At 64.6% G+C, this 19343-nt stretch carries 17 protein-coding genes, 1 tRNA gene and 1 pseudogene; 5 read left to right on the top strand and 14 right to left on the bottom strand.

Features of this window, described 5'->3' with window-relative positions; all coding sequences use genetic code 11:
• Nucleotides 1-92: 92 nt before the first annotated feature.
• From C3B78_RS14665 to C3B78_RS14680, 4 genes are all read right to left on the bottom strand, one after another.
• On the bottom strand, nucleotides 93-1535 hold the full coding sequence (locus tag C3B78_RS14665; protein WP_234005402.1) for a phenylacetate--CoA ligase family protein: 1443 nt from the start codon (nucleotides 1533-1535) through the stop codon (nucleotides 93-95).
• A 148-nt stretch (nucleotides 1536-1683) separates the two neighbouring features.
• Nucleotides 1684-2760 (bottom strand): hypothetical protein, encoded by a 1077-nt coding sequence (locus tag C3B78_RS14670; RefSeq protein WP_104998704.1) that lies wholly within the window; start codon nucleotides 2758-2760, stop codon nucleotides 1684-1686.
• A 298-nt stretch (nucleotides 2761-3058) separates the two neighbouring features.
• Nucleotides 3059-3140, bottom strand: a tRNA-Tyr gene (locus C3B78_RS14675).
• A gap of 168 nt (nucleotides 3141-3308) precedes the next feature.
• Nucleotides 3309-3563 (bottom strand): hypothetical protein, encoded by a 255-nt coding sequence (locus C3B78_RS14680; RefSeq protein WP_104999813.1) that lies wholly within the window; start codon nucleotides 3561-3563, stop codon nucleotides 3309-3311.
• 183 nt (nucleotides 3564-3746) lie between these two features.
• On the opposite strand from C3B78_RS14680, the gene C3B78_RS14685 reads away from it, so the two are divergent.
• Nucleotides 3747-4238 (top strand): YajQ family cyclic di-GMP-binding protein, encoded by a 492-nt coding sequence (locus C3B78_RS14685; RefSeq protein WP_104998705.1) that lies wholly within the window; start codon nucleotides 3747-3749, stop codon nucleotides 4236-4238.
• A gap of 84 nt (nucleotides 4239-4322) precedes the next feature.
• Here C3B78_RS14685 and htpX read toward each other — a convergent pair whose 3' ends face one another.
• A complete protein-coding gene (gene htpX, locus C3B78_RS14690) occupies nucleotides 4323-5192 on the bottom strand; it encodes a zinc metalloprotease HtpX (RefSeq protein ID WP_104998706.1) in 870 nt (289 codons plus the stop codon).
• A 51-nt stretch (nucleotides 5193-5243) separates the two neighbouring features.
• A pseudogene (locus C3B78_RS20100) lies at nucleotides 5244-5510 on the bottom strand (MFS transporter); the annotation flags it as partial.
• Between the two features lie 217 nt (nucleotides 5511-5727).
• Here C3B78_RS20100 and C3B78_RS14700 point away from each other — a divergent pair.
• The 3 genes from C3B78_RS14700 to C3B78_RS14710 all read left to right on the top strand — a co-directional run bounded on the left by C3B78_RS14700 (nucleotide 5728) and on the right by C3B78_RS14710 (nucleotide 8490).
• A complete protein-coding gene (locus C3B78_RS14700; protein ID WP_104998707.1) occupies nucleotides 5728-6213 on the top strand; it encodes a Fur family transcriptional regulator in 486 nt (161 codons plus the stop codon).
• A 16-nt stretch (nucleotides 6214-6229) separates the two neighbouring features.
• Nucleotides 6230-7726, top strand: a complete 1497-nt coding sequence (locus tag C3B78_RS14705; RefSeq protein WP_104998708.1) for a catalase — start codon at nucleotides 6230-6232, stop codon at nucleotides 7724-7726.
• Nucleotides 7727-7854: 128 nt separating this feature from the next.
• Nucleotides 7855-8490 carry a DUF2461 domain-containing protein gene (locus C3B78_RS14710; RefSeq protein ID WP_104998709.1) on the top strand — a complete coding sequence of 212 codons (636 nt, stop codon included), beginning with the start codon at nucleotides 7855-7857 and terminating at the stop codon, nucleotides 8488-8490.
• A gap of 86 nt (nucleotides 8491-8576) precedes the next feature.
• Here C3B78_RS14710 and C3B78_RS14715 read toward each other — a convergent pair whose 3' ends face one another.
• The 8 genes from C3B78_RS14715 to C3B78_RS14750 form a co-directional block, all read right to left on the bottom strand.
• Nucleotides 8577-9182: a TetR/AcrR family transcriptional regulator gene (locus C3B78_RS14715; RefSeq protein ID WP_104998710.1), complete on the bottom strand. Its 606-nt coding sequence runs from the start codon at nucleotides 9180-9182 to the stop codon at nucleotides 8577-8579.
• A gap of 71 nt (nucleotides 9183-9253) precedes the next feature.
• Nucleotides 9254-10801: an amino acid permease gene (locus C3B78_RS14720; protein ID WP_104998711.1), complete on the bottom strand. Its 1548-nt coding sequence runs from the start codon at nucleotides 10799-10801 to the stop codon at nucleotides 9254-9256.
• A 176-nt stretch (nucleotides 10802-10977) separates the two neighbouring features.
• Nucleotides 10978-11385: a DUF779 domain-containing protein gene (locus C3B78_RS14725; protein WP_104998712.1), complete on the bottom strand. Its 408-nt coding sequence runs from the start codon at nucleotides 11383-11385 to the stop codon at nucleotides 10978-10980.
• Entirely contained in the window at nucleotides 11385-12407 is a 1023-nt protein-coding gene (gene adhP / locus C3B78_RS14730) for an alcohol dehydrogenase AdhP (protein ID WP_199775261.1), read from the bottom strand. Before adhP ends, C3B78_RS14725 begins: the two co-directional genes overlap by 1 nt.
• A 38-nt stretch (nucleotides 12408-12445) precedes the next feature.
• A complete protein-coding gene (exaC, locus tag C3B78_RS14735; RefSeq protein WP_104998714.1) occupies nucleotides 12446-13969 on the bottom strand; it encodes an acetaldehyde dehydrogenase ExaC in 1524 nt (507 codons plus the stop codon).
• Between the two features lie 123 nt (nucleotides 13970-14092).
• Nucleotides 14093-15442, bottom strand: coding sequence for a GAF domain-containing protein (locus C3B78_RS14740; RefSeq protein WP_104998715.1), 1350 nt, complete (start codon nucleotides 15440-15442; stop codon nucleotides 14093-14095).
• 230 nt (nucleotides 15443-15672) lie between these two features.
• Nucleotides 15673-17127: an FAD-dependent oxidoreductase gene (locus C3B78_RS14745; RefSeq protein WP_442778246.1), complete on the bottom strand. Its 1455-nt coding sequence runs from the start codon at nucleotides 17125-17127 to the stop codon at nucleotides 15673-15675.
• Nucleotides 17128-17177: 50 nt separating this feature from the next.
• Complete coding sequence (locus C3B78_RS14750) at nucleotides 17178-18176, bottom strand: DNA topoisomerase IB (RefSeq protein ID WP_104998717.1); 999 nt, start codon at nucleotides 18174-18176, stop codon at nucleotides 17178-17180.
• A 105-nt stretch (nucleotides 18177-18281) separates the two neighbouring features.
• Between C3B78_RS14750 and rarD the strand changes: the two genes are divergently transcribed.
• Nucleotides 18282-19337, top strand: a complete 1056-nt coding sequence (gene rarD, locus C3B78_RS14755) for an EamA family transporter RarD (protein ID WP_442778276.1) — start codon at nucleotides 18282-18284, stop codon at nucleotides 19335-19337.
• Nucleotides 19338-19343 lie beyond the last annotated feature (6 nt).

The following is a 19343-nucleotide window of genomic DNA, read 5'->3' on the forward strand; positions in this document are numbered from 1 at the left end:
CGCCGATGCTGCCAGACTACGCCTGGGCACTACCGATGTCGACGGCGGTTTGGCACTGTTCCGGGGCAGCTTCGGCCCTTGGACGGCCCACGTCAGTCAGCAGATGCCCGGCTCTTTTGGGCCCGGAACGTGAGGTCCAGCTCCCAGTCCTGGGGAGCCGTAGAGCCAAGCTGCCAGACGTACTCGTTCTTCAGCTTTGAACCGTCCGATGTGAAGGGGCCGGTGCGCAGCGGATAAAAGGCAATCGTTGGGAGGCTTGCATCTGGTGATGTAAGGATTGCGTTGTTGAAGTCGCCGTTCATGCTTCTCAGTCGTTCAAGGATGTATGTCCTGTAGGAAGCTGCCTCGAAGGTGCCCTCGGTGCTGGCTTTCGAGGTGAGCTGAAGCGCGATGTGAAGCTGTCGGTTTCCCAGGGCATCCTCAAAGCTGACAAGCCGATGGTTTTCCACGGCTGAAAGAAGGCTCTGGTCACTGCTAAGGACGTCACGCAATGCATCCGGTGCCACAACCGCTCCGTTGAAGTCGACGGACAGGTCGCTCCTGCCGTAATGGAAGAGCAGGGGCAGATCGAGGAACTGCTGTCGGATGATGTGTTCGAGCCCAAATTCCCGAAGCACAGCGTTGACTTCACGCACGCGCAGCACGTGTCCGCGGTCATGAATGTTGTAGCGGATCCGCGGGTTGACGTTCTCCTTGCGCACAATCGTGACGACGAGTTCGCCGTCCCCGTTCGTTTCGATGAGGTAGTCGTACGGGTTGAACTGGAAGATCATCGGGAGCACACCGTATTCGTCCTGTCGGGTGAGCCGTGCCGACAGTTCCGGGTTGGCCGCGACCGCCTGGCGGAGCTCCACGGTGTAGTCCGTTTCGATGGCTATGTTGATCTCAAGGTCGGACGCACCGTACGAGCCGAAGGCACTGTGGGCGTACTTCGTGATGTGTGCCCGCATGTTCTCGCTGATGCCCTCGCCGCCGAATGCCGCCACGATGTCGTAGTCCTCCCAGATGATCCGATCGTCGTCGAACAGGGCTTTCAGGAAGGGCGGATAGCTAAGGATGATGTAGGTGTAATCCGGCCCGAACTCCAGCATCGTGGCAATTACCTTGTCGCGGTCCGGGCCGATTGATTTGATCATTGTCACGTCTGTCAGGGATGTCGTGACGTTCATCCCCGTTGCCCATGCTCCGAGTGAGAAGCAGTTGAGCACGAACGGCTGCTTCCTAAGTGTCTCGGCGGTGCGTGAAAACCCAACCTGGAGCAGCTGCCTTGTTGCAAGACGTTCATCGAGGCCGCGCACCCAGCTGGTTGGGACGCCTGAGCTTCCGGAAGATTCATCGACAACCACACCGTGGCGGGGAAGCACGCCGTCCACGCTGCGGGCAGGAATGGTCCAGCGTTTGATGTAGCTGTCCTTGTCCATCTCCGGCAGCGCGGCGAAGGCCTCCGCCACCGTCTTGCGTTTGAGGGAAAGCCTTCCGCTTACGCCGTGCTCGGCGAGGAACTCACGATAGGCAGGCACGCGTTTAGCCGCCATCTCAAAGGTCCGCCAGGCCCTCCAGCGTCCGGCGGTCCAACGGAACGGTTCTATGCCCGGCATAAGCAGTATCCGATGAGTAGAAACCCTTGGCGTAAAGACCCCGACGAATCTGTCCATAAGAAAGACGAACGCAAATATGAGCTTCTTATTCAAGGTGTGGCTCCTGTACGTATATGTCATCGGTGAGCAGCATCGAGGCCGCGGGGCGGCGGTGAGCCTTCGGCGGGGTGGCGCTATAGCCGAACCTGAACAGCATCCACGCCATCCTGTTCGCTCCCTCGTTGATTCCAGCCTCCTTGACGAATTCCGCGTGAGAAGAAGGGTTAGTGATCACAGTGCCAAAGGGGTGGAGGGATACGCCCTTTTCCGAAAAGAAGAGCCATACCTGCATGAACGTGCGCCCGGCTTCGAGGAAATGGCTCGGCTCCGCGAACGGGCCTTCCAACCAGCCAAGCTGCCGCACGCCACGCATTGTGCGTAAATAGACGGCCTTAATGAAACCGCCGATGGCTGGGAAGGACCAAAGATTACGGTGCTCCATTGCGAATCGAAGCACCCGCCCGGGAATGATCATGGTCTCCGCGCTGAGACCGTCTGCCCGGGCGGCAGCCTCGTCCTTCGAAAACCGCAGCCACTCCATGATCTCGGCGTAGACCGCATTATTGCGCAGGTCGGAAAAAAGAGTTTTTTGATTAATCCGCACGAGCGATGAAACAGTTCTGCTGTCAGCGGTTGAATGGAATTCGTATCCTTGGCGGGCGGCAATGGAAGAAGCCGCCGTCAAGATCGCCTCATCGACCACCCGCCTGTCGTACGGCCGACGCGACGTCCGCCTGGCCCGGAATGCGGCCAAAGTACTTTCAGCCAAGGGACGGGAATGGGCGTCTACAGCAGGTTCCAATCTGACTGTGCCGATACGATGCAACCGGTCCTCGGCAGCGAAATCCATTTCGGAAAGCTCAAGGCTTTCCACGGTGCGGTAGCCCCTGGTCGCGGCCACCACAGACAATGACTCCAGGAAGACGCCCGCGCACACGTGGCCGAAAGGAATTCCGAACGATTCGGCAGGCAACCCGAGGTCAAGGTCATAATAAACAACTGCGACGGTCTCGCTGATCGGCCTCAGCTTAATCGGCTGGGAGTTATGTGGCGAGGGATACCAGCGGACCTCCTCAGCGATATCGAGCCAGGGTCCACCAGTATCTTCAGACGTGCCGGCCATCGACAATTTCCCCCCATAAAATTGCGAATATGTGAGAACACTATCGGTGGCATCATCAAGATCCGCCCAGATTTGTCACAGGATTGGAAAAAGATCGGACGGCGTGCCCACCTGCCTTGATCCGAAGCCAATGCAGGCCCACTGCCCATAGCCTTGCAGCGGATGCTCGGGGTCGCCCGTCCGGACGCTGCGGTCTCAAGGCTGGCTGTTGCGGGTGTTGCCGCCCGGACGGCTGCCGGGCATGACGAAGGCCCGTAGTTTTCCAGGTTTCCGGGAAAACTACGGGCCTTCGCTTGGGTGGCAGATGAGGGATTCGAACCCCCGTAGGCGTTGCCAGCTGATTTACAGTCAGCCCCCTTTGGCCGCTCGGGTAATCTGCCGAACTTCAAAAGAAGTACCCGCCGATGCAGTCTGCGGAACGTCCCTTTCCGGGCCGATCCGCTTCCAGTAACCGCGGGCAAGACAACTTTACAGAACTTCCGCCGAAGAATCGAATCGGGCCGCAAAGGCCCGGGAATCCCTTGAAACAACGGGGAAAGGGAACGGAATCAGGCCTCCCCCAGAATCCTGCCGGCTAGCCGGGCCTCGAACTTCACGGCCTGCTCCTCAGTGATCTGGTTCAGCTGGACTGCACGCAGCAGGTCCTCGCTGACTCCCTCCATCCGGGATGAAGCGTCTGCCACCGGCGCGAGGGTGATGGACGCCGCAACCGCCGCTGCGGCCACCGACGACGCCACTGTTGCCACTGCCCCGGCGGCTGCTGAAGTAGTGCGGGTGGCATACGGGACGGCTTTGGGGTGCATGGTATTCCCTTCGAGCAACTTCCCAACACGTTCAACTCTTCCCGGCTTTCCTTCGTTCCTGCGGAGCGTCCGCTGGGAATGAACTGTGAATCCCGGACCTCCTCAACGCGGGCATCCGTACTAGGCTGGAATGCAGTGATCACGCCCTGTCCGCACAGGGCTTCCAACAGCAAAAGGAGAGTCATGGCAGGCGAGTCAACGTTCGACGTCGTAAGCAAGGTAGACAAGCAGGAAGTGGCCAACGCGCTGAACCAGGCGCAGAAGGAGCTGGCGCAGCGCTACGACTTCAAGGGCGTCGGTGCCGAAGTGGACTTCAGCGGTGAGAAGATCCTGATGAAGGCGAACTCCGAGGAACGGGTGCTTGCCGTGCTGGACGTGCTCCAGTCCAAGCTGATCCGCCGCGGCATCTCGCTGAAGTCGCTGGACGCCGGCGAGCCCTACGCGTCCGGCAAGGAATACCGGCTGGAAGCCTCCATTAAGGAGGGCATCGCACAGGACCTGGCCAAGAAGATCAACAAGCTCATCCGCGATGAAGCCCCCAAGTCGGTCAAGTCCCAGATCCAGGGCGATGAGCTTCGCGTGACGTCCAAGTCCCGCGACGACCTGCAGGCCACCATGGCCCTTCTGAAGGACTTCGAGGAAGCCGACCTGCAGTTCGTCAACTTCCGCAGCTAGCCGTCAGCCGCCGCGTAAAGAGGCCGGCGCCCCCCGATTATGGGCAGCGCCGGCCCTCTTTGCGCGTTACGGAGGCGCCGGACGTCAGCGAAGTGGCCGGCCTGCCATCCGTTCCAGCCTGGAAATCCTGTCCCGCATGGGCGGATGCGTGGCGAACAGCTTGGTCATGGCCCCGCCGCGGAACGGGTTGGCGATCATCAGGTGCGAGGCGTTGACCAGCCGCTGGTCCTGCGGCAGCGGTGCGATGGTGACGCCGCGCTCGATCTTGGCCAAGGCTGAGGCAAGCGCCAACGGATCTCCGGTCAGCTGCGAACCGTCCTCGTCGGCGTCGTACTCCCGGGTCCGGGAAATGGCCAGCTGGATCAGCGACGCGGCAAAGGGGGCCAGGAGCGCCATGGCCAGCATCGCCAACGGATTGGAATTGCGCCGGTCACCGCCGCCAAAGAACAGCAGCATCTGGCCCACCGACGTGATCACGCCTGCGACGGCGGCGGCCACGGACGAGGTGAGGATGTCCCGGTTGTAGACGTGCATGAGCTCGTGCCCCAGGACTCCGCGGAGCTCCCGGGCGTCCAGCAGTTGCAGCATTCCCTCGGTCACGCACACGGCGGCGTTCCGCGGATTGCGGCCGGTGGCGAAGGCGTTCGGGTTCATGGTGGGCGAGAGATAGATGCGCGGCATGGGCTGGTTGGCCCGGACGGACAGTTCCCGGACCATCTGGTACAGCTGCGGCGCCTGCGGCTCCGTGACGGGGTAGGCCGCCATGGCGCGGATGGCGATCTTGTCGCTGTTCCAGTAGCCGTATGCCGTCGTGGCCACCCCAAGGAGGGCCATGATCCAGATCGGCGCGGAGCTGCGGGTACTGGTGCCGACCAGCGCCCCGAGGCCCAGCAGCACCGCCCACAGCACCCCGAACAGCGCCGCGGTCTTGAGCCCGTTGTAGTGTTTATGCACGTCTCCTCCTTACTCACTATGGAAACGGCTGTCTAGGGGACCGGGTTCCGCGCGTCGTACCTGCGGAAGCCCGGCTGGCGGCAGGCCGCCGATCCGGGTGCCCCGGTCACCACCACGATGCAGGACGCCTACGGTCGCTTCGCCGCCGCCGATCATGACGGCACCGATGGCTGGCATCAGCGCCCGCGGCTGGGCCAGGACCGTGGCGACCAGGTCGATGACGAAGGTCGTCCGGAGGGTGGGCCGCGTGCCGAGGAAGCGGAAGCCTTCGACGACGGAGCGGACTCCGGGCCTGCCCGGACTCCCTGACGGCGGCAGGGCAGCCTGTAAACAGCATGGGCAGGATGGCGCTGCGGGCCGGTTGGTTGATGGCCTGCGCGCCGCCGGCCCTGGGTGGGTCCGGGCCGGAGCGGCATGATATCAGCCAGCAGCTTCCCTACCCTGCAACCCTAGCGACGGCACGATTTCTTCCCGTTCACAACGTGTTAGCCGAGCCTTATTGTGAGATGCTCATAATAAGTGCTTGAATGGTGGCATGACGGAACACTTTGACGGCCAGGACGCATGGGCTGCCGCCCTGCGTGCCCACGGACGCAGGGTGACCAAACAGCGGCTGGCGGTCCTGGCCGCCGTCGAACGCCACCCCCACTCCCCCGCCGAAAGCATCCTGAGCGCCGCCCGCGCCGAACTTCCGGAACTGACGGCCCAGTCCGTGTATGTGGTGCTGGGCGACCTGACGGACCTTCACATGCTCCGCAGGTTTGAGCCGCCACACTCCCCCGCCCTGTACGAGACGCGGGTGGGGGATAACCACCACCACGCCATCTGCATCAGCTGCGGCCGGGTGGAGGACGTGGACTGTGCAGTGGGCCACGCTCCCTGCCTCACCCCCCACTGGGATGAAAACGCCAAGCCGATGACCATCCAGATCGCCGATGTCATGTACCAGGGCATCTGCCAGGACTGCCAGCAGTCCCAACAACTTCCTTCCAATCGTCCCTCTGAAGAAACACAGAAATAAGAGAAATAGGAGAACAATGACTGCCATTTCAACAACCCAGTCAGGTGCCCCCGTCACGTCCGACGCGCACTCCAAGTCAGTTGGTGCCGACGGTGCCATCATCCTGACTGACCACTACCTGGTGGAAAAGCTCGCCCAGTTCAACCGCGAGCGGGTGCCGGAGCGCGTAGTGCACGCCAAAGGCGGCGGCGCATTCGGTACGTTCACGGCCACCGAGGACGTGTCCAGGTACACCAAGGCAGCCTTCCTCCAGCCCGGCATCGAAACCGAAATGCTGATCCGCTTCTCCTCCGTAGCGGGCGAAAGCGGCTCCCCGGACACCTGGCGCGATCCCCGCGGCTTTGCCGTGAAGTTCTACACCTCCGAGGGCAACTACGACCTCGTGGGCAACAACACCCCGGTGTTCTTCATCCGCGACGGCATCAAGTTCCCCGACTTCATCCACTCCCAGAAGCGCCTGCCGGGCACGCACCTGCGCGACGCCGACATGCAGTGGGACTTCTGGACCCTGTCCCCCGAGTCCGCCCACCAGGTCACCTGGCTCATGGGCGACCGCGGCCTGCCCGCTTCCTGGCGCGAAATGCAGGGCTACGGCTCGCACACCTACCAGTGGATCAATGCCGAAGGCGAGCGGTTCTGGGTCAAGTACCACTTCAAGTCCAACCAGGGCGTGAACTCCATGAGCAGCGAGCAGGCCGAACAGCTGGCCGGCTCGGACGCGGACTTCTACATCCGCGACCTCTCCGAGAACATCGAAGCCGGCAACTTCCCGTCCTGGGACCTGCAAGTCCAGGTCATGCCGTACGAGGACGCCAAGACCTACCGCTTCAACCCGTTCGACCTGACCAAGGTGTGGCCGCACGGCGACTACCCGCTGATCAAGGTGGGCACCATGGAGCTGAACCGGAACCCGGAGAACTACTTCGCGCAGATCGAGCAGGCCACCTTCGCGCCCTCGAACTTCGTGCCCGGCATCGCCGCTTCCCCGGACAAGATGCTGCAGGCCCGCATCTTCTCCTACGCCGACGCCCACCGCTACCGCGTGGGCACCAACCACGCCCAGATCCCGGTGAACCAGCCCAAGAACCAGGTCAACAACTACAGCCAGGACGGCGCCGGACGTTACCACTTCAACGCTCCGTCCGTGCCGGTCTACGCCCCGAACACCTTCGGTGGCCCGGCTGCCCTTGAGCCGCAGAACCCGGCCGGCGGCTGGGAGAACGACGGCGAGCTGACCCTCGCTGCGCACTCCCTCCACGCCGAGGACAGCGACTTCGTCCAGGCCGGCACCCTGTACCGCGAGGTCTACGACGAAGCCGCCAAGGCCCGCTTCCTCGAGACCATCACCGGTGCCGTGGGCGGCGTCAAGCGCTCCGATATCAAGGAACGCGCCATCCAGTACTGGACCAACATTGACGCCGAACTCGGCGCCAAGCTGCGCGCCAACCTCGGTACCGCGGCCGCCCCGTCAGCTCCGTCCTCCGATGCTGAGGCTGCCAACAAGATCGGCTGATCCCGCTTCTGCCGGCTTCACTGCTTTGAGGGCACCCCGTCACGGTTTCCGTGGCGGGGTGCCCTACTTTTTGCACATACGGGTCGGCGGCCGTGTCCATCCCCGCAGAGGGTCCCTAGGATCGCTTCATGACAACTTTCCAGGGCATACCTGCCGGCGCCTTCGGGTTCTACGAGGAGCTTCAGGACAACAACAACCGGGAGTGGTGGCAGGAACACAAGGACAGTTACCAGTCCCTGGTCAAGGAACCGCTCTCGTCATTACTCGCAGGGCTGGAACCCCGGTTTGGGCCGGCGAAGCTCTTCCGACCGAACAGGGACATCCGGTTCTCCGAGGACAAGTCTCCCTATAAGACCGCCCAAGGCGCGGTGGCATCCGTCCAGGAGGGGGTTGGCTACTACCTGCAGCTAAGTGCCGGGGGCCTGCTGGTGGGCGGCGGATACCACTCGCATACGCCGGCACAGCTGGCCCGGTACCGGAATTCGGTGGACGCGTCCGGCACCGGCGAGTCCCTCCGGCAGATTGTGGAGGCTGTTGCCGCGGCCGGCTTTGCCGTGGAGGGGGAGAAGCTGAAGACGGTGCCGCGGGGGTATGCGCGGGAGCATCCGCGGGCCGAACTCCTGAAGCACAAATCCCTTTCAGCGAGCGTCAACCTTGGCCGGCCGGACTGGCTGGCCACCCCTGCCGCAGTCCAGCACATCGCCGGTCTGTGGGAGGACCTGCGGCCGTTAGTTGACTGGGTCAGCCGGCATTCTGCCCCTTGAGCGGAGCCTCCTTCCCGGATGAGGCTACAGCCGGGCGGTGCCCCTTCTTTCCCAGCTGGATCTGTTCGTGCACGTGGTGGCGCGGATCAGCCCTGCCCGCCGCCGGCAGCGAGGCGCGTCTCCAGGTTGTTGAAGAAGACCGCCAGCATCAGCTCGAAGGCTTTAGTGGCCGCTTCCGGCTCATTCATGACCACGAAGTCGAACTGCAGCCCGTAGAAGGTGGACGTGAAGAGCCGCGCGTCAGTATCGGCAAACTCCTCCGGAATTCCCTGCACCATGAGCCAGTCCCGGGTTTTATGGTGGAGCATCCGGAAGTGCTCCTGCGACGTCCCCCTCGGTTCTGCAGCCACGATGTCCTGCGCCGTCGCTTCGAATTCCAGGCGGGTCAGGTGCCGATTCCGCTGGGCCATGGTCCACTGCCAGGAGTCCAGCAGGAAGTCCCGCCAGGCGGCGCGGTCGATGTCGCGCACATCGGTGTTGCGCATCCGGTCCAGCCGGGACTCGATCGAAACGACAATGTCGTTGATCAGCTGGTCCCGGCTGCCAAAGTGGTACACCAGCACATAGGCGCTCATCCCCAGGCCCTCAGCGAGGCTCCGGAAGGTGAGCTCGGCAAGCGTTTTGTCCATCAGGTAATCCAGGATCGCAGCCAGGAGCTCTGCCTTGCGTTCGGATCGTGTGGGACGGGCCATGTGATCCATCCTAGAAGCCGGACATGCAAATGCCCGCCCTGGCCAGGCCAGGGCGGGCATTTGCAGGGGCGTCAAGCGCGGGTGAGCTCGTCCTCGCCTTCGCGCGCTTTGTCAGCAGCCGGTCCGTTGACGGCCGTGCTGGCGTCGCCGAAGCGCTCGTTGAGGCGGGAGTGGCGCTGGCCGTAGGAGAAGTAGATCGCCATGCCGATGACCAGCCAGACTGCAAAGAAGATCCAGGTCTCCACTGCGAGGTTGGTCATCAGGTAGAGGCACAGCACGGCGGACACGATGGGCAGGACCTTGCCGAACGGTACCCGGAAGGCCGGCTTCAGGTCCGGACGCTTCTTGCGGAGCACCAGGATGCCCAGGCTTACCACCACGAAGGCGGACAGCGTCCCGATGTTGATCATTTCTTCCAGCAGGTCCACCTTGGTCAGGCCGGCCACCGTGGCGACGGCGGCCCCGCAGATGATCTGGAGGCGTACCGGCGTCGAACGCTTCTGGCTGGTCTTGGACAGTGCGCGGGGAAGGAGCCCGTCGCGGCTCATGGCCAGCACCACGCGGGAAAGGCCCATGAGGAGCACCATGATCACGGTGGTCAGGCCCACCAGGGAGCCGAAGGCAATGATCTTGGCCGCCGAGGTGTCCCCTACCGCTTCGAAGGCGGTGGTGAGGGTGGGGTTCTCGGCCTCGGCCAGCTGCGTGTAGGACACCATGCCGGTGAGGGCCAGGGATACCAGGATGTAGAGCAGGGTTACCAGGGCCAGGCCGCCGAAGATGCCGCGCGGCAGGGTCTTCTGCGGGTTCTTTACTTCTTCCGCGGAGGTGGCCACAACGTCAAAACCGATGAAGGCAAAGAAGACCAGAGCGGCGCCGGCGAAGATGCCGAGGGTGCCGTACTGGGCAGGGGCGGCACCGGTGAGGAAGCCGAAGAACGACTGCTTCAGGACGTCGGCGCCACCGTCGCCGCCGGTCGGCTGGGCGGCCGGGATGAACGGGGCGTAGTTTTCGAACTTCACGTAGGTGAAGCCCACCACGATGACAAAGAGGACGACGCCGATCTTGATCAGGGTGAAGATGTTGCCTACGCGGGCCGACAGCTTGGTGCCCAGGACCAGCAGCACGGTAAAGACGGCAACGATCAGGAAGGCACCCCAGTAGAGGTCGACCCCGCCCAGGGAGATGGCCGGCGGGATATCGGCGCCCATGAGGGCGAATACCTTGCTGAGGTAGATGCCCCAGTACTTGGCGATCACGGCAGCGGCGGTGAAAAGCTCCAGGATCAGGTTCCAGCCGATGATCCAGGCCAGCAGTTCGCCCATGGTGGCATACGTGAAGACGTACGCGGAACCTGCCACAGGGATGGCGGTGGCGAACTCGGCGTAGCACATGATGGCCAGCGCGCAGGTGACGGCGGCGATGGCGAAGGACAGGGTCACTGCGGGACCGGAGAAGTTGGCCGCAGCCTTGGCGCCAACGGAGAAGATGCCGGCGCCGACAGCAACCGCGACGCCCATGATCATCAGGTCCCAGGTACTGAGGGAGCGCTTCAGCTTGCGCCCGGGCTCATCGGCGTCAGCGATCGACTGCTCGATGGATTTGGTCCGGAGAAGGTTCATTGGGGGATCACAATCTTGGTTTCGGATGGAAACAGACCTATTAACGGTAGTGTCCATCCACTGGACGGGCCCAATTGTCCCGAATGGTGAGACGGTTACTCTGCCGAACTTTATTCCGGCAAAGCACTTGGGACCCTTCAGATGAAGGGTCCCAAGTGGTAGTTGGTCGAACGGGCCTAGGCAGGCCAGTCCATCAGGGCGGACCGGATCAGGAACCTTTTTCCTTCCGGTGCCTCGACCGAAAAGCCGCTCCCCCGGCCCGGCACCACGTCCACCGTCAGGTGCGTGTGGCTCCAGTAGCTGAACTGCTCCCGCGACATCCAGAACTCCAGCGGCTGTGGCTCCAGCCCGTCGGACAGGTCAAACAGGCCCAGCAGGACGTCGGAGCTGCCCGTGATGAACTCGCCTGCGGGATAGCACATGGGTGCGGACCCGTCGCAGCACCCGCCGGACTGGTGGAACATGAGCGGGCCGTGCTGGAGCCACAGCTTCCGCAGCAGCTGCACGGCCGCCGGGGTGAGCGCCACCCGGGAGAAGTCTTCCCCGGGCAGCGTCACTCCGGCGTCGAGCTTGTCCAGCGGCATCAGAACCTCAGGACCACGCGGCCGTCGATCTTTGCGTGCTTCATTTCGTCCAGGACGTCGTTCACCTCCGAGAGTTCCCGGACGGACACCGTGGGGTGGATCTTGCCCTGGGCGTAGAAATCCAGCGCCTCCTCCAGGTCCTGGCGGGTCCCCACGATGGAGCCGCGGACCGTCAGTCCCTTGAGCACAATCTCGAAGATCGGCGCGGGGAAGTCGCCCGGCGGCAGCCCGTTGAACACAATCGTGCCGCCCCTGCGTGCCATGCCGATCGCCTGCCCGAAGGCCGAGGGATGCACGGCGGTGACCAGAACTCCATGGCATCCTCCGGTTTCGCGCTGGATGACTTCCGCGGGATCCTCGTGCAGGGCGTTGACCGTCACCTCGGCCCCATGGGCTTTCGCAAGGGCCAGCTTGTCGTCCGCGATGTCCACCGCAGCGACGCGGAGGCCCATGGCAACGGCGTACTGCACTGCAATGTGCCCGAGGCCGCCGATGCCGGAAATGGTGACCCACTGTCCCGGCCTTGCTTCGGTCATCTTCAGGCCCTTGTAGACGGTGACGCCGGCGCAGAGCACCGGCGCCACCTCGACGGGGTCGGATCCCGCCGGTATGCGGGCGGCGAAGCGGGTATCCACGAGCATGTATTCGCCGAACGAGCCGTCCACGCTGTAGCCGCCGTTCTTCTGTGCCTCGCACAGGGTTTCCCAGCCGGTGCGGCAGTATTGGCAGTCCCCGCAGGCGGACCACAGCCAGGCGTTGCCCACCAGGTCCCCGACCGCCAGATCGGTGACACCCTCGCCCAGGGCCACCACTTCCCCAACCCCCTCGTGTCCGGGGACGAAGGGCGGCGAGGGTTTCACGGGCCAGTCGCCCTCGGCCGCGTGGAGGTCGGTGTGGCAGACCCCGGTGGTGAGGACCTTGACCAGGGCTTCCCCTGGCCCCGGGGAAGGAACTGCGATGTCCTGGACCTGCAGGTCCTTGCCGAATTCAGTTACTACTGCTGCTTGCATTGTCGTCGTCATTGGCGAAATCCTTGCGTCGGTGTAGCGGATAAGGCGTTTTAGAAGAAGCCGAGCTTGTTTTCGTTGTAGCTGACCAGCAGGTTCTTGGTCTGCTGGTAGTGGTCCAGCATCATGGCGTGGTTCTCGCGCCCGATGCCTGAGGACTTGTAGCCGCCGAACGCGGCGCCCGCCGGGTAGGCGTGGTAGTTGTTGACCCAGACGCGGCCGGCCTGGATTTCGCGGCCGGCGCGGTAGGCTACATTGCCGTTGCGGGACCAGACGCCGGCGCCGAGGCCGTAGAGGGTGTCGTTCGCGATGCCCATGGCATCGGCGTAGTCGCTGAACCTCGTCACGGCGACCACCGGGCCGAAGATCTCCTCCTGGAAGATCCGCATCTTGTTGTGCCCTTCGAACACCGTGGGCTGGACGTAGAATCCTCCGGCGAGGTCTCCCGGCAGCTCTGCACGGGCGCCGCCGGTCAGGACCTTGGCGCCTTCCTGCTTGCCGATGTCGATGTAGGAGAGGATCTTTTCCAGCTGGTCGTTGGAGGCTTGGGCGCCCACCTGCGTTTCGGTGTCCAGCGGGTTGCCCTGGATCATCTTTTCCACCCGGGCCACGGCGTCGGCCATGAAGGACTCGTAGATGTCCTCCTGGACCAGGGCGCGGGACGGGCAGGTGCAGACCTCGCCCTGGTTGAAGGCGAACAGCGCGAAGCCCTCCTGGGCCTTGTCGTAGAACGCGTCGTTGTCCTGCGCCACGTCATTGAAGAAGATGTTGGGGCTCTTGCCGCCCAGTTCGAGGGTGACGGGGATGAGGTTCTGGCTGGCGTACTGGCTGATCAGCCTGCCGGTGGTGGTCTCACCCGTGAAGGCGATCTTGCGGATGCGGGGGCTGGAGGCCAACGGCTTGCCGGCTTCAACACCGAAGCCGTTGACCACGTTCACCACGCCGGCGGGCAGCAGGTCGCCGATGAGTTCCATCAGGACCAGGATGGATGACGGCGTCTGCTCGGCGGGCTTGAGCACCACTGCGTTGCCGGCGGCGAGCGCGGGAGCAAGCTTCCAGACGGCCATCAGGATGGGGAAGTTCCACGGGATGATCTGGCCGACGACGCCGAGCGGCTCGTGGAAGTGGTAGGCGGTGGTGTCGTCGTCGAGCTGGGAGAGCCGGCCCTCCTGGGCGCGGACGGCCGAGGCGAAGTAGCGGAAGTGGTCCGCGGCCAGCGGAATGTCCGCGTTGAGGGTTTCGCGGATGGGCTTGCCGTTGTCCCACGACTCGGCGACGGCCAGCATTTCCAGGTTCTCGTCGATGCGGTCGGCGATCTTGTTCAGGATCGCGGCACGCTCGGCCACGGACGTCTTGCCCCAGGACGGTGCAACCTTGTGTGCGGCGTCGAGCGCCAGTTCGATGTCCTCCGCCGTGCCGCGGGCAACCTCACAGAAGGCCTTGCCCGTGACGGGGGTGACGTTTTCGAAGTACTGGCCCTTGACGGGGGCGACCCATTCGCCGCCGATCCAGTTCTCGTAGCGGTCCTTGAACGCGATCTTCGAACCCTCGGTACCAGGCTGGGCGTAAACAGTCATTGCTAGCTCCTTTGCTGTGCATGGGGCGGGGCCGGGTTATGGCCGCGCCGTTGCACTCAGCGTAGGAGCGTGAAGGTTGCAGTCAGGTTGCAACCCTGTGGCTCATGTCACAGGGGCTCGTTGTCAGGCGTGGAGCTCAGCTTCCAGCCGCTCGAGGTCGGCGACGACGGCGGCACGCTTGGGCGAGCGGGCAGGCAGCAGTTTCAGGGCGGCACGCCGGACCCCGACGTCGTCCCTCGCCTCCGGCAGCTCAGCGTACTTGAGCACCGTTTCGGCGCTGCCGTCCGTGAGGACGGCTTCCCTCATCAGGGACGAGACCCTGTCCCGAAGATCGATGATGCCGGGAGCCTCGGACTTAGGCAGCACGGCGCCGCGGTAGATCTCCAGCGCGATCCGGTGGGCGCCGCGCTGCAGGCAGTTAAGGACCTGGCCGCTGTCCGGCACCAGGTCCAGGGGCAGCCTGTACGGCCGCGAGCCGGGAACGGCGGCCGGGTTGAGCTGCTGAAGGACCTTGCGCAGCCGGACCATTTCGGCGCGCAGGGTCATGGTGGACCCTTCGCCCGGGTACAGGAGGACGCTGAGTTCCTCGGCGCTCAGTCCATCCGGGTGCGAGCTCAGCAGGGCGAGGATTTCGCTGTGCCGGGCGGACAGCACCACGGTTTTGCCTTCAATGCTGAGCAGGGCCTGGTCGCGGCCCAGCAGCTGGAGGCTGTTGCGGTACAGGCTGCCTTCCTTCACGCCCGCCCGCGGCGACCGGGAGGCGGTAGCCGCCGGCCGCCGTCGTGCTGGCCTGCTGGCAAGCTCGGCCGCGAGCTGCAGCCGTTCAACGCGAAGCTGCGCCTGTGCCGCCGCGACGGTGGCTTCCACGAGGGACAAAGTGTGGGGTGCCACCGCCATGGCCGTGCCGGTAATGTCCACCACGCCCAGGACAGCGCCGGAATCGGGATCGTGGAAGGGAACGGCGGTGCAGCTCCAGGGATGGACGGTGCGCTGGTAGTGCTCGGCCCCGGCGATCTGGATTCCGCGGCCCAGGGCCAGGGCGGTTCCAGGGGCACTTGTTCCCACCGTTGCTTCGGACCAGTCGGCGCCCGGGACGAACATCATGCCCTCGGCGCGGCGCTGCAGCACAGGGTCCCCGTCCACCCACAGGAGCCGGCCCACCTCATCGCCCACTGCCACCAGCAGGCCGCTGTCGTGGCTGGGCTGGACCAGGAGCTTGTTGATGACAGGCATGATGGCCGCCAGTGGGTGCTGGCTGCGGTAGTCCTCCAGCACATCCCGGTCCATGGCGAGCGGGGCTGCCGGGCTGTCCGGGTTTGCCTTGAAACGGGCCGAACGCTGCCAGGACTCTTTGATGAGCTTGCGCAGGCCTGGAATCTCCGGGGTGCCTGCAGCGGCACCGTCCAGGTACTCATGCCCGGCGAGGGCTGCCCGCTGGTGCGGCTCGGCGGCCGGCTGGATCAGGTTCGTCATCGAACTCCCATGATGGTGCGCGGCATTCGTTCTGCCAGCCCGGCCATTGTACCCCTCGGCCAGCTGAACGGCGGGCCGCAAATGCGTTGCTTTTGGCGCCCGTGGCAGGCGGCAGTCACCGGAACGGCGCGGTTGCGGGGACCAGGTGCCTGCAAAAGTTACGCAAACAGGGACGCGTCAACCGGGATGGAGTGAAGCTCGAATAACACCCCAATACAGAGCGTGAACCGTTAGCCGCGGGAGATACGGATCATCTCCTCGCGCGGCACCACCTTGATGCGTTCGCGGACCACGTGGTCCAGGCCTTCGGGTCCGGTCCAGGCAGCACCGAGGCCTGCTTCGTGGGCGTCGAGCCTGTTCCAGCCCTCCCACGTGGTGTACTCGATACCGCGCTCTTCCAGCAGGTCGATGATCGCCTGCGGGTCAGGGTTCTTGGCCGGCGGCAGGGTCAGCCGGTCCTCGAGCAGGAAACCGATGGTTTCCAGGGCGTCGCCCTTGGTGTGGCCGATCAGGCCAACCGGTCCGCGCTTGATCCAGCCGGTGGCGTAGATGCCGGGTATCGGGTTGCCTTCAGCGTCTAGGACGCGGCCGCCTTCGTTGGGGATGACGCCCCGCTTGGCGTCGTACTCGAGTTCGTCCAGGGCTGAGCCGTGGTAGCCGATGGCCCGGTAAACGGCCTGGACCGGGTACTCCATGTACTCCCCCGTGCCCTTGGCATTCCCGGTCCCGTCGAGCTGCATGCGCTCGAACTTGATCCCGCCCACCTTGCCCGCGCCGTCATCGAGCACCTCTACGGGGCTGTGCAGGAAGTGCAGGTGCAGCCGCCGGGAGGACGGGTTCTCGGACTCGGTGTGCTCTTCCACCAGCCAGTTGGTGAGCGTATTCACCATGGTTTTGATCTGGTTGTTGCTGCGGATGGCGTCATCGGAGGCTTCGTCGAACTCGAAGTCCTCGGGGTAGAGCACGATGTCCACGTCGTTCATGTGGCTCAGTTCCCGGAGCTCCAGGGGCGTGAACTTTACCTGGGCCGGGCCCCGGCGGCCGAACACGTGCACGTCCGTGACCGGCGAGGCCTTGAGTCCCTGGTACACGTTGTCCGGAATCTCGGTGCTCAGCAGTTCCTCGGGGTGCTTGACCAGCATGCGGGCCACGTCCAGGGCCACGTTGCCGTTGCCGATCACCGCGATTTCCTTGGCGTCCAGCGGCCACTCGCGGGGGACGTCCGGGTGTCCGTCGTACCAGGACACAAAGTCCGCGCCGCCGAACGAGCCCTTCAGCTCGATGCCGGGGATGTCCAGGTCCGCGTCCTTGACAGCGCCGGTGGAGAAGATCACGGCATCGTAGAAGGCACGGAAATCGTGCAGGGTGAGGTCCCGGCCGTAGGTGACGTTCCCCAGGAACCGGATGTCGCCGCGGTCCAGGACCTTGTGCAGGGCGTTCACGATGCCCTTGATCCGGGGGTGGTCCGGCGCAACGCCATACCGGATCAGGCCGTAGGGCGCCGGGTAGGCCTCGAACAGGTCGATGCTGACCTCGAAGTCGCCGTCCTTGACCCCGCTGGACTTGGTGAGGATGTCCGCAGCGTAGACACCGGCCGGCCCCGCGCCCACAATGGCGACACGGAGGGGACGGGAGGAGGCGGATTCGCTGTGGTTGGACACCGGAAGCCCTTCTGAACTGGCCATTTGAGGAAAATGCGCCGGAACAGGTAGCGCACAGTCCCCTATTCTAGGCCTCAGCCGCTCTTCGCCAGCGGCACCACGTCACCTTCGCGGTACAGGAGGGCCCGGAGTTCGGCCTCGGCGGAGTCGGGCCGTTTGGGATCGATGGTTTCGCCCTCGTGGTAGTGGTCCACCACACGGGGATCCACGTAGCTCTTGCGGGCGATGGACGGCGTGTTCCCCAGCACCTCGGACGCTTCCATCATGGCCCGGGCGATGGCCCTCTTGCGTTTGGCGGCCGTCCGCTGGGCGCCCGTGCGGGCCAGGCTGGCAGCGGCCGCAACCGTGCCCCGCAGGGTCCGGAAGTCCTTGGCCGTGAAGTCGGATCCGGTCCGTTCCTTCACGTAGGCGTTGATGTCGGCACTGGTGACGGGCTTCCACTGCCGTCCCTCCTTGTACGCCAGGAGCCGGGCATTGGGGCCGCGCCGCTTGAGCAGCCGCAGCAGGACGGCGAGGTCTGCATCGCGGAACTCCGACTCCCAGTCCTTGCCGCTCTTGGCGGGGAACCTCAGGAGGATGCGGTCCTTGCGCACCGTCACGTGGGCGCAGAGCAGGGTGGCGAGCCCATGGCTGCCGTTCTCGTTCGTGTACCGTTCAGACCCCACCCGCAGCGACCCGCTGTCCAGCATCCGGAAGGCCCCGGCCAGGACCCGGTCCCGCGAAAAGCCCTCACTGCGCAGGTCCATGGTGACCCTGCGGCGCGCCGCCGGCAGCGACTCCGCCAGCTGTAGGGAACGGTCGAACTTCACCCTGTCCTTACGTTCCCGCCATTCCGGGTGGTAGATGTACTGGCGCCGGCCAACTGCATCCACACCCGTTGCCTGGATGTGGCCGTTCTCGAACGGGGCAATCCATACATCGGTCCACGCCGGCGGAATGCCGATGCTTTCCAGCCGGTCCCGGACCGGGCCGGGCGGCAACGTGGAGCCGTCCAGGTCCCGGTAGCTGAAGCCTTTGCCGGCAGCAACACGGCGGTAGCCCCGGCCCGAGGCGTTGCTGCGGCGGAGCCTCATGGGGCCACGTCCGGCCGCTTGGCGAAAATCATAAAAGCAAGCCTACTGACTATTTGCCGGGTTGCGTGCCCTGCCTGCAGGAATACCTGCCCCCGGGGTGGTGTTATTGGTTCCGTGCCCACTCCCGATGGATCCTCCCCCGCCAGCGCCCCGGCTCCCGCCGCTGCGCCCCCTCCTTCCCCGGCAGCCGGTCCCAAAGCCGCCGGTCCCAAGGCCGTCGGTCCCAAGGCCGTGGACAAGGAGACGACGGCGGGCATCCTCTTTGGCATCGGCGCTTACGGGCTGTGGGGGCTGCTCCCGCTGTACTTCTTCGTCCTCATGCCGGCAGGCGCCGTCGAGATCGTGGCCAACCGGGTGGTGTGGTCCCTGCTCTTCTGCGCCCTCCTCATCACGGCCACCCGCTCATGGTCCGCCCTGGCGCAGGCCCTGCGGAACCGCGCCGTGTTTGGCTCGCTGGCCCTGGCCGCCCTCCTGATCGCCGTCAACTGGCTGACCTACACCTACGGGGTGACCACCGGGCAGGCCGTTGAGGCGTCCCTTGGCTACTTCATCAACCCGCTGGTGTCCGTCCTGCTCGGTGTGTTCGTCCTGAAGGAGAGGCTGCGTCCGCTCCAGTGGACCGCCGTCGGCATCGGTTTTGTGGCGGTGGGCGTCCTCACCTACTCCTACGGCAAGCTGCCGTGGATCGCACTGACCCTGGCCTTCAGCTTCGGCCTCTACGGTTTCGTCAAGAAGCGGGTGGGGTCCAGGGTGGACGCCGTCACCAGCCTCACGGTGGAAAGCATGGTGCTGGCCCCGTTCGCGGGCGCCACGATGGTCTACCTGGCAGCCGCCGGAACAGCCACGCTCACCACCCAGGGCCCGGGCCATTTCTGGCTCCTGCTGGCCTCCGGCGTGATCACGGCGGTACCGCTGCTGTTCTTCGGAGCCTCGGCCCGCCGGCTTCCCCTGACAACCATTGGGCTGCTGCAGTACTTCGCGCCAGTGCTGCAGTTCATCCTGGCGCTGGTGGTGTTCAGGGAAGCGATGACCCTGGACCGCTGGATCGGCTTCGGCGTGGTGTGGGTGGCGCTGCTGGTCCTGACCGTGGACATGCTGCGCACGGCCCGCAAGGCGTCCGTGGCCCGGCGACGGAACCGAGCGGCCCTCAAATCCTCCTAGCCCCCT

The organism is Arthrobacter sp. PGP41, from assembly GCF_002953935.1.
In the GTDB taxonomy this organism is placed as follows: Bacteria; Actinomycetota; Actinomycetes; order Actinomycetales; family Micrococcaceae; genus Arthrobacter.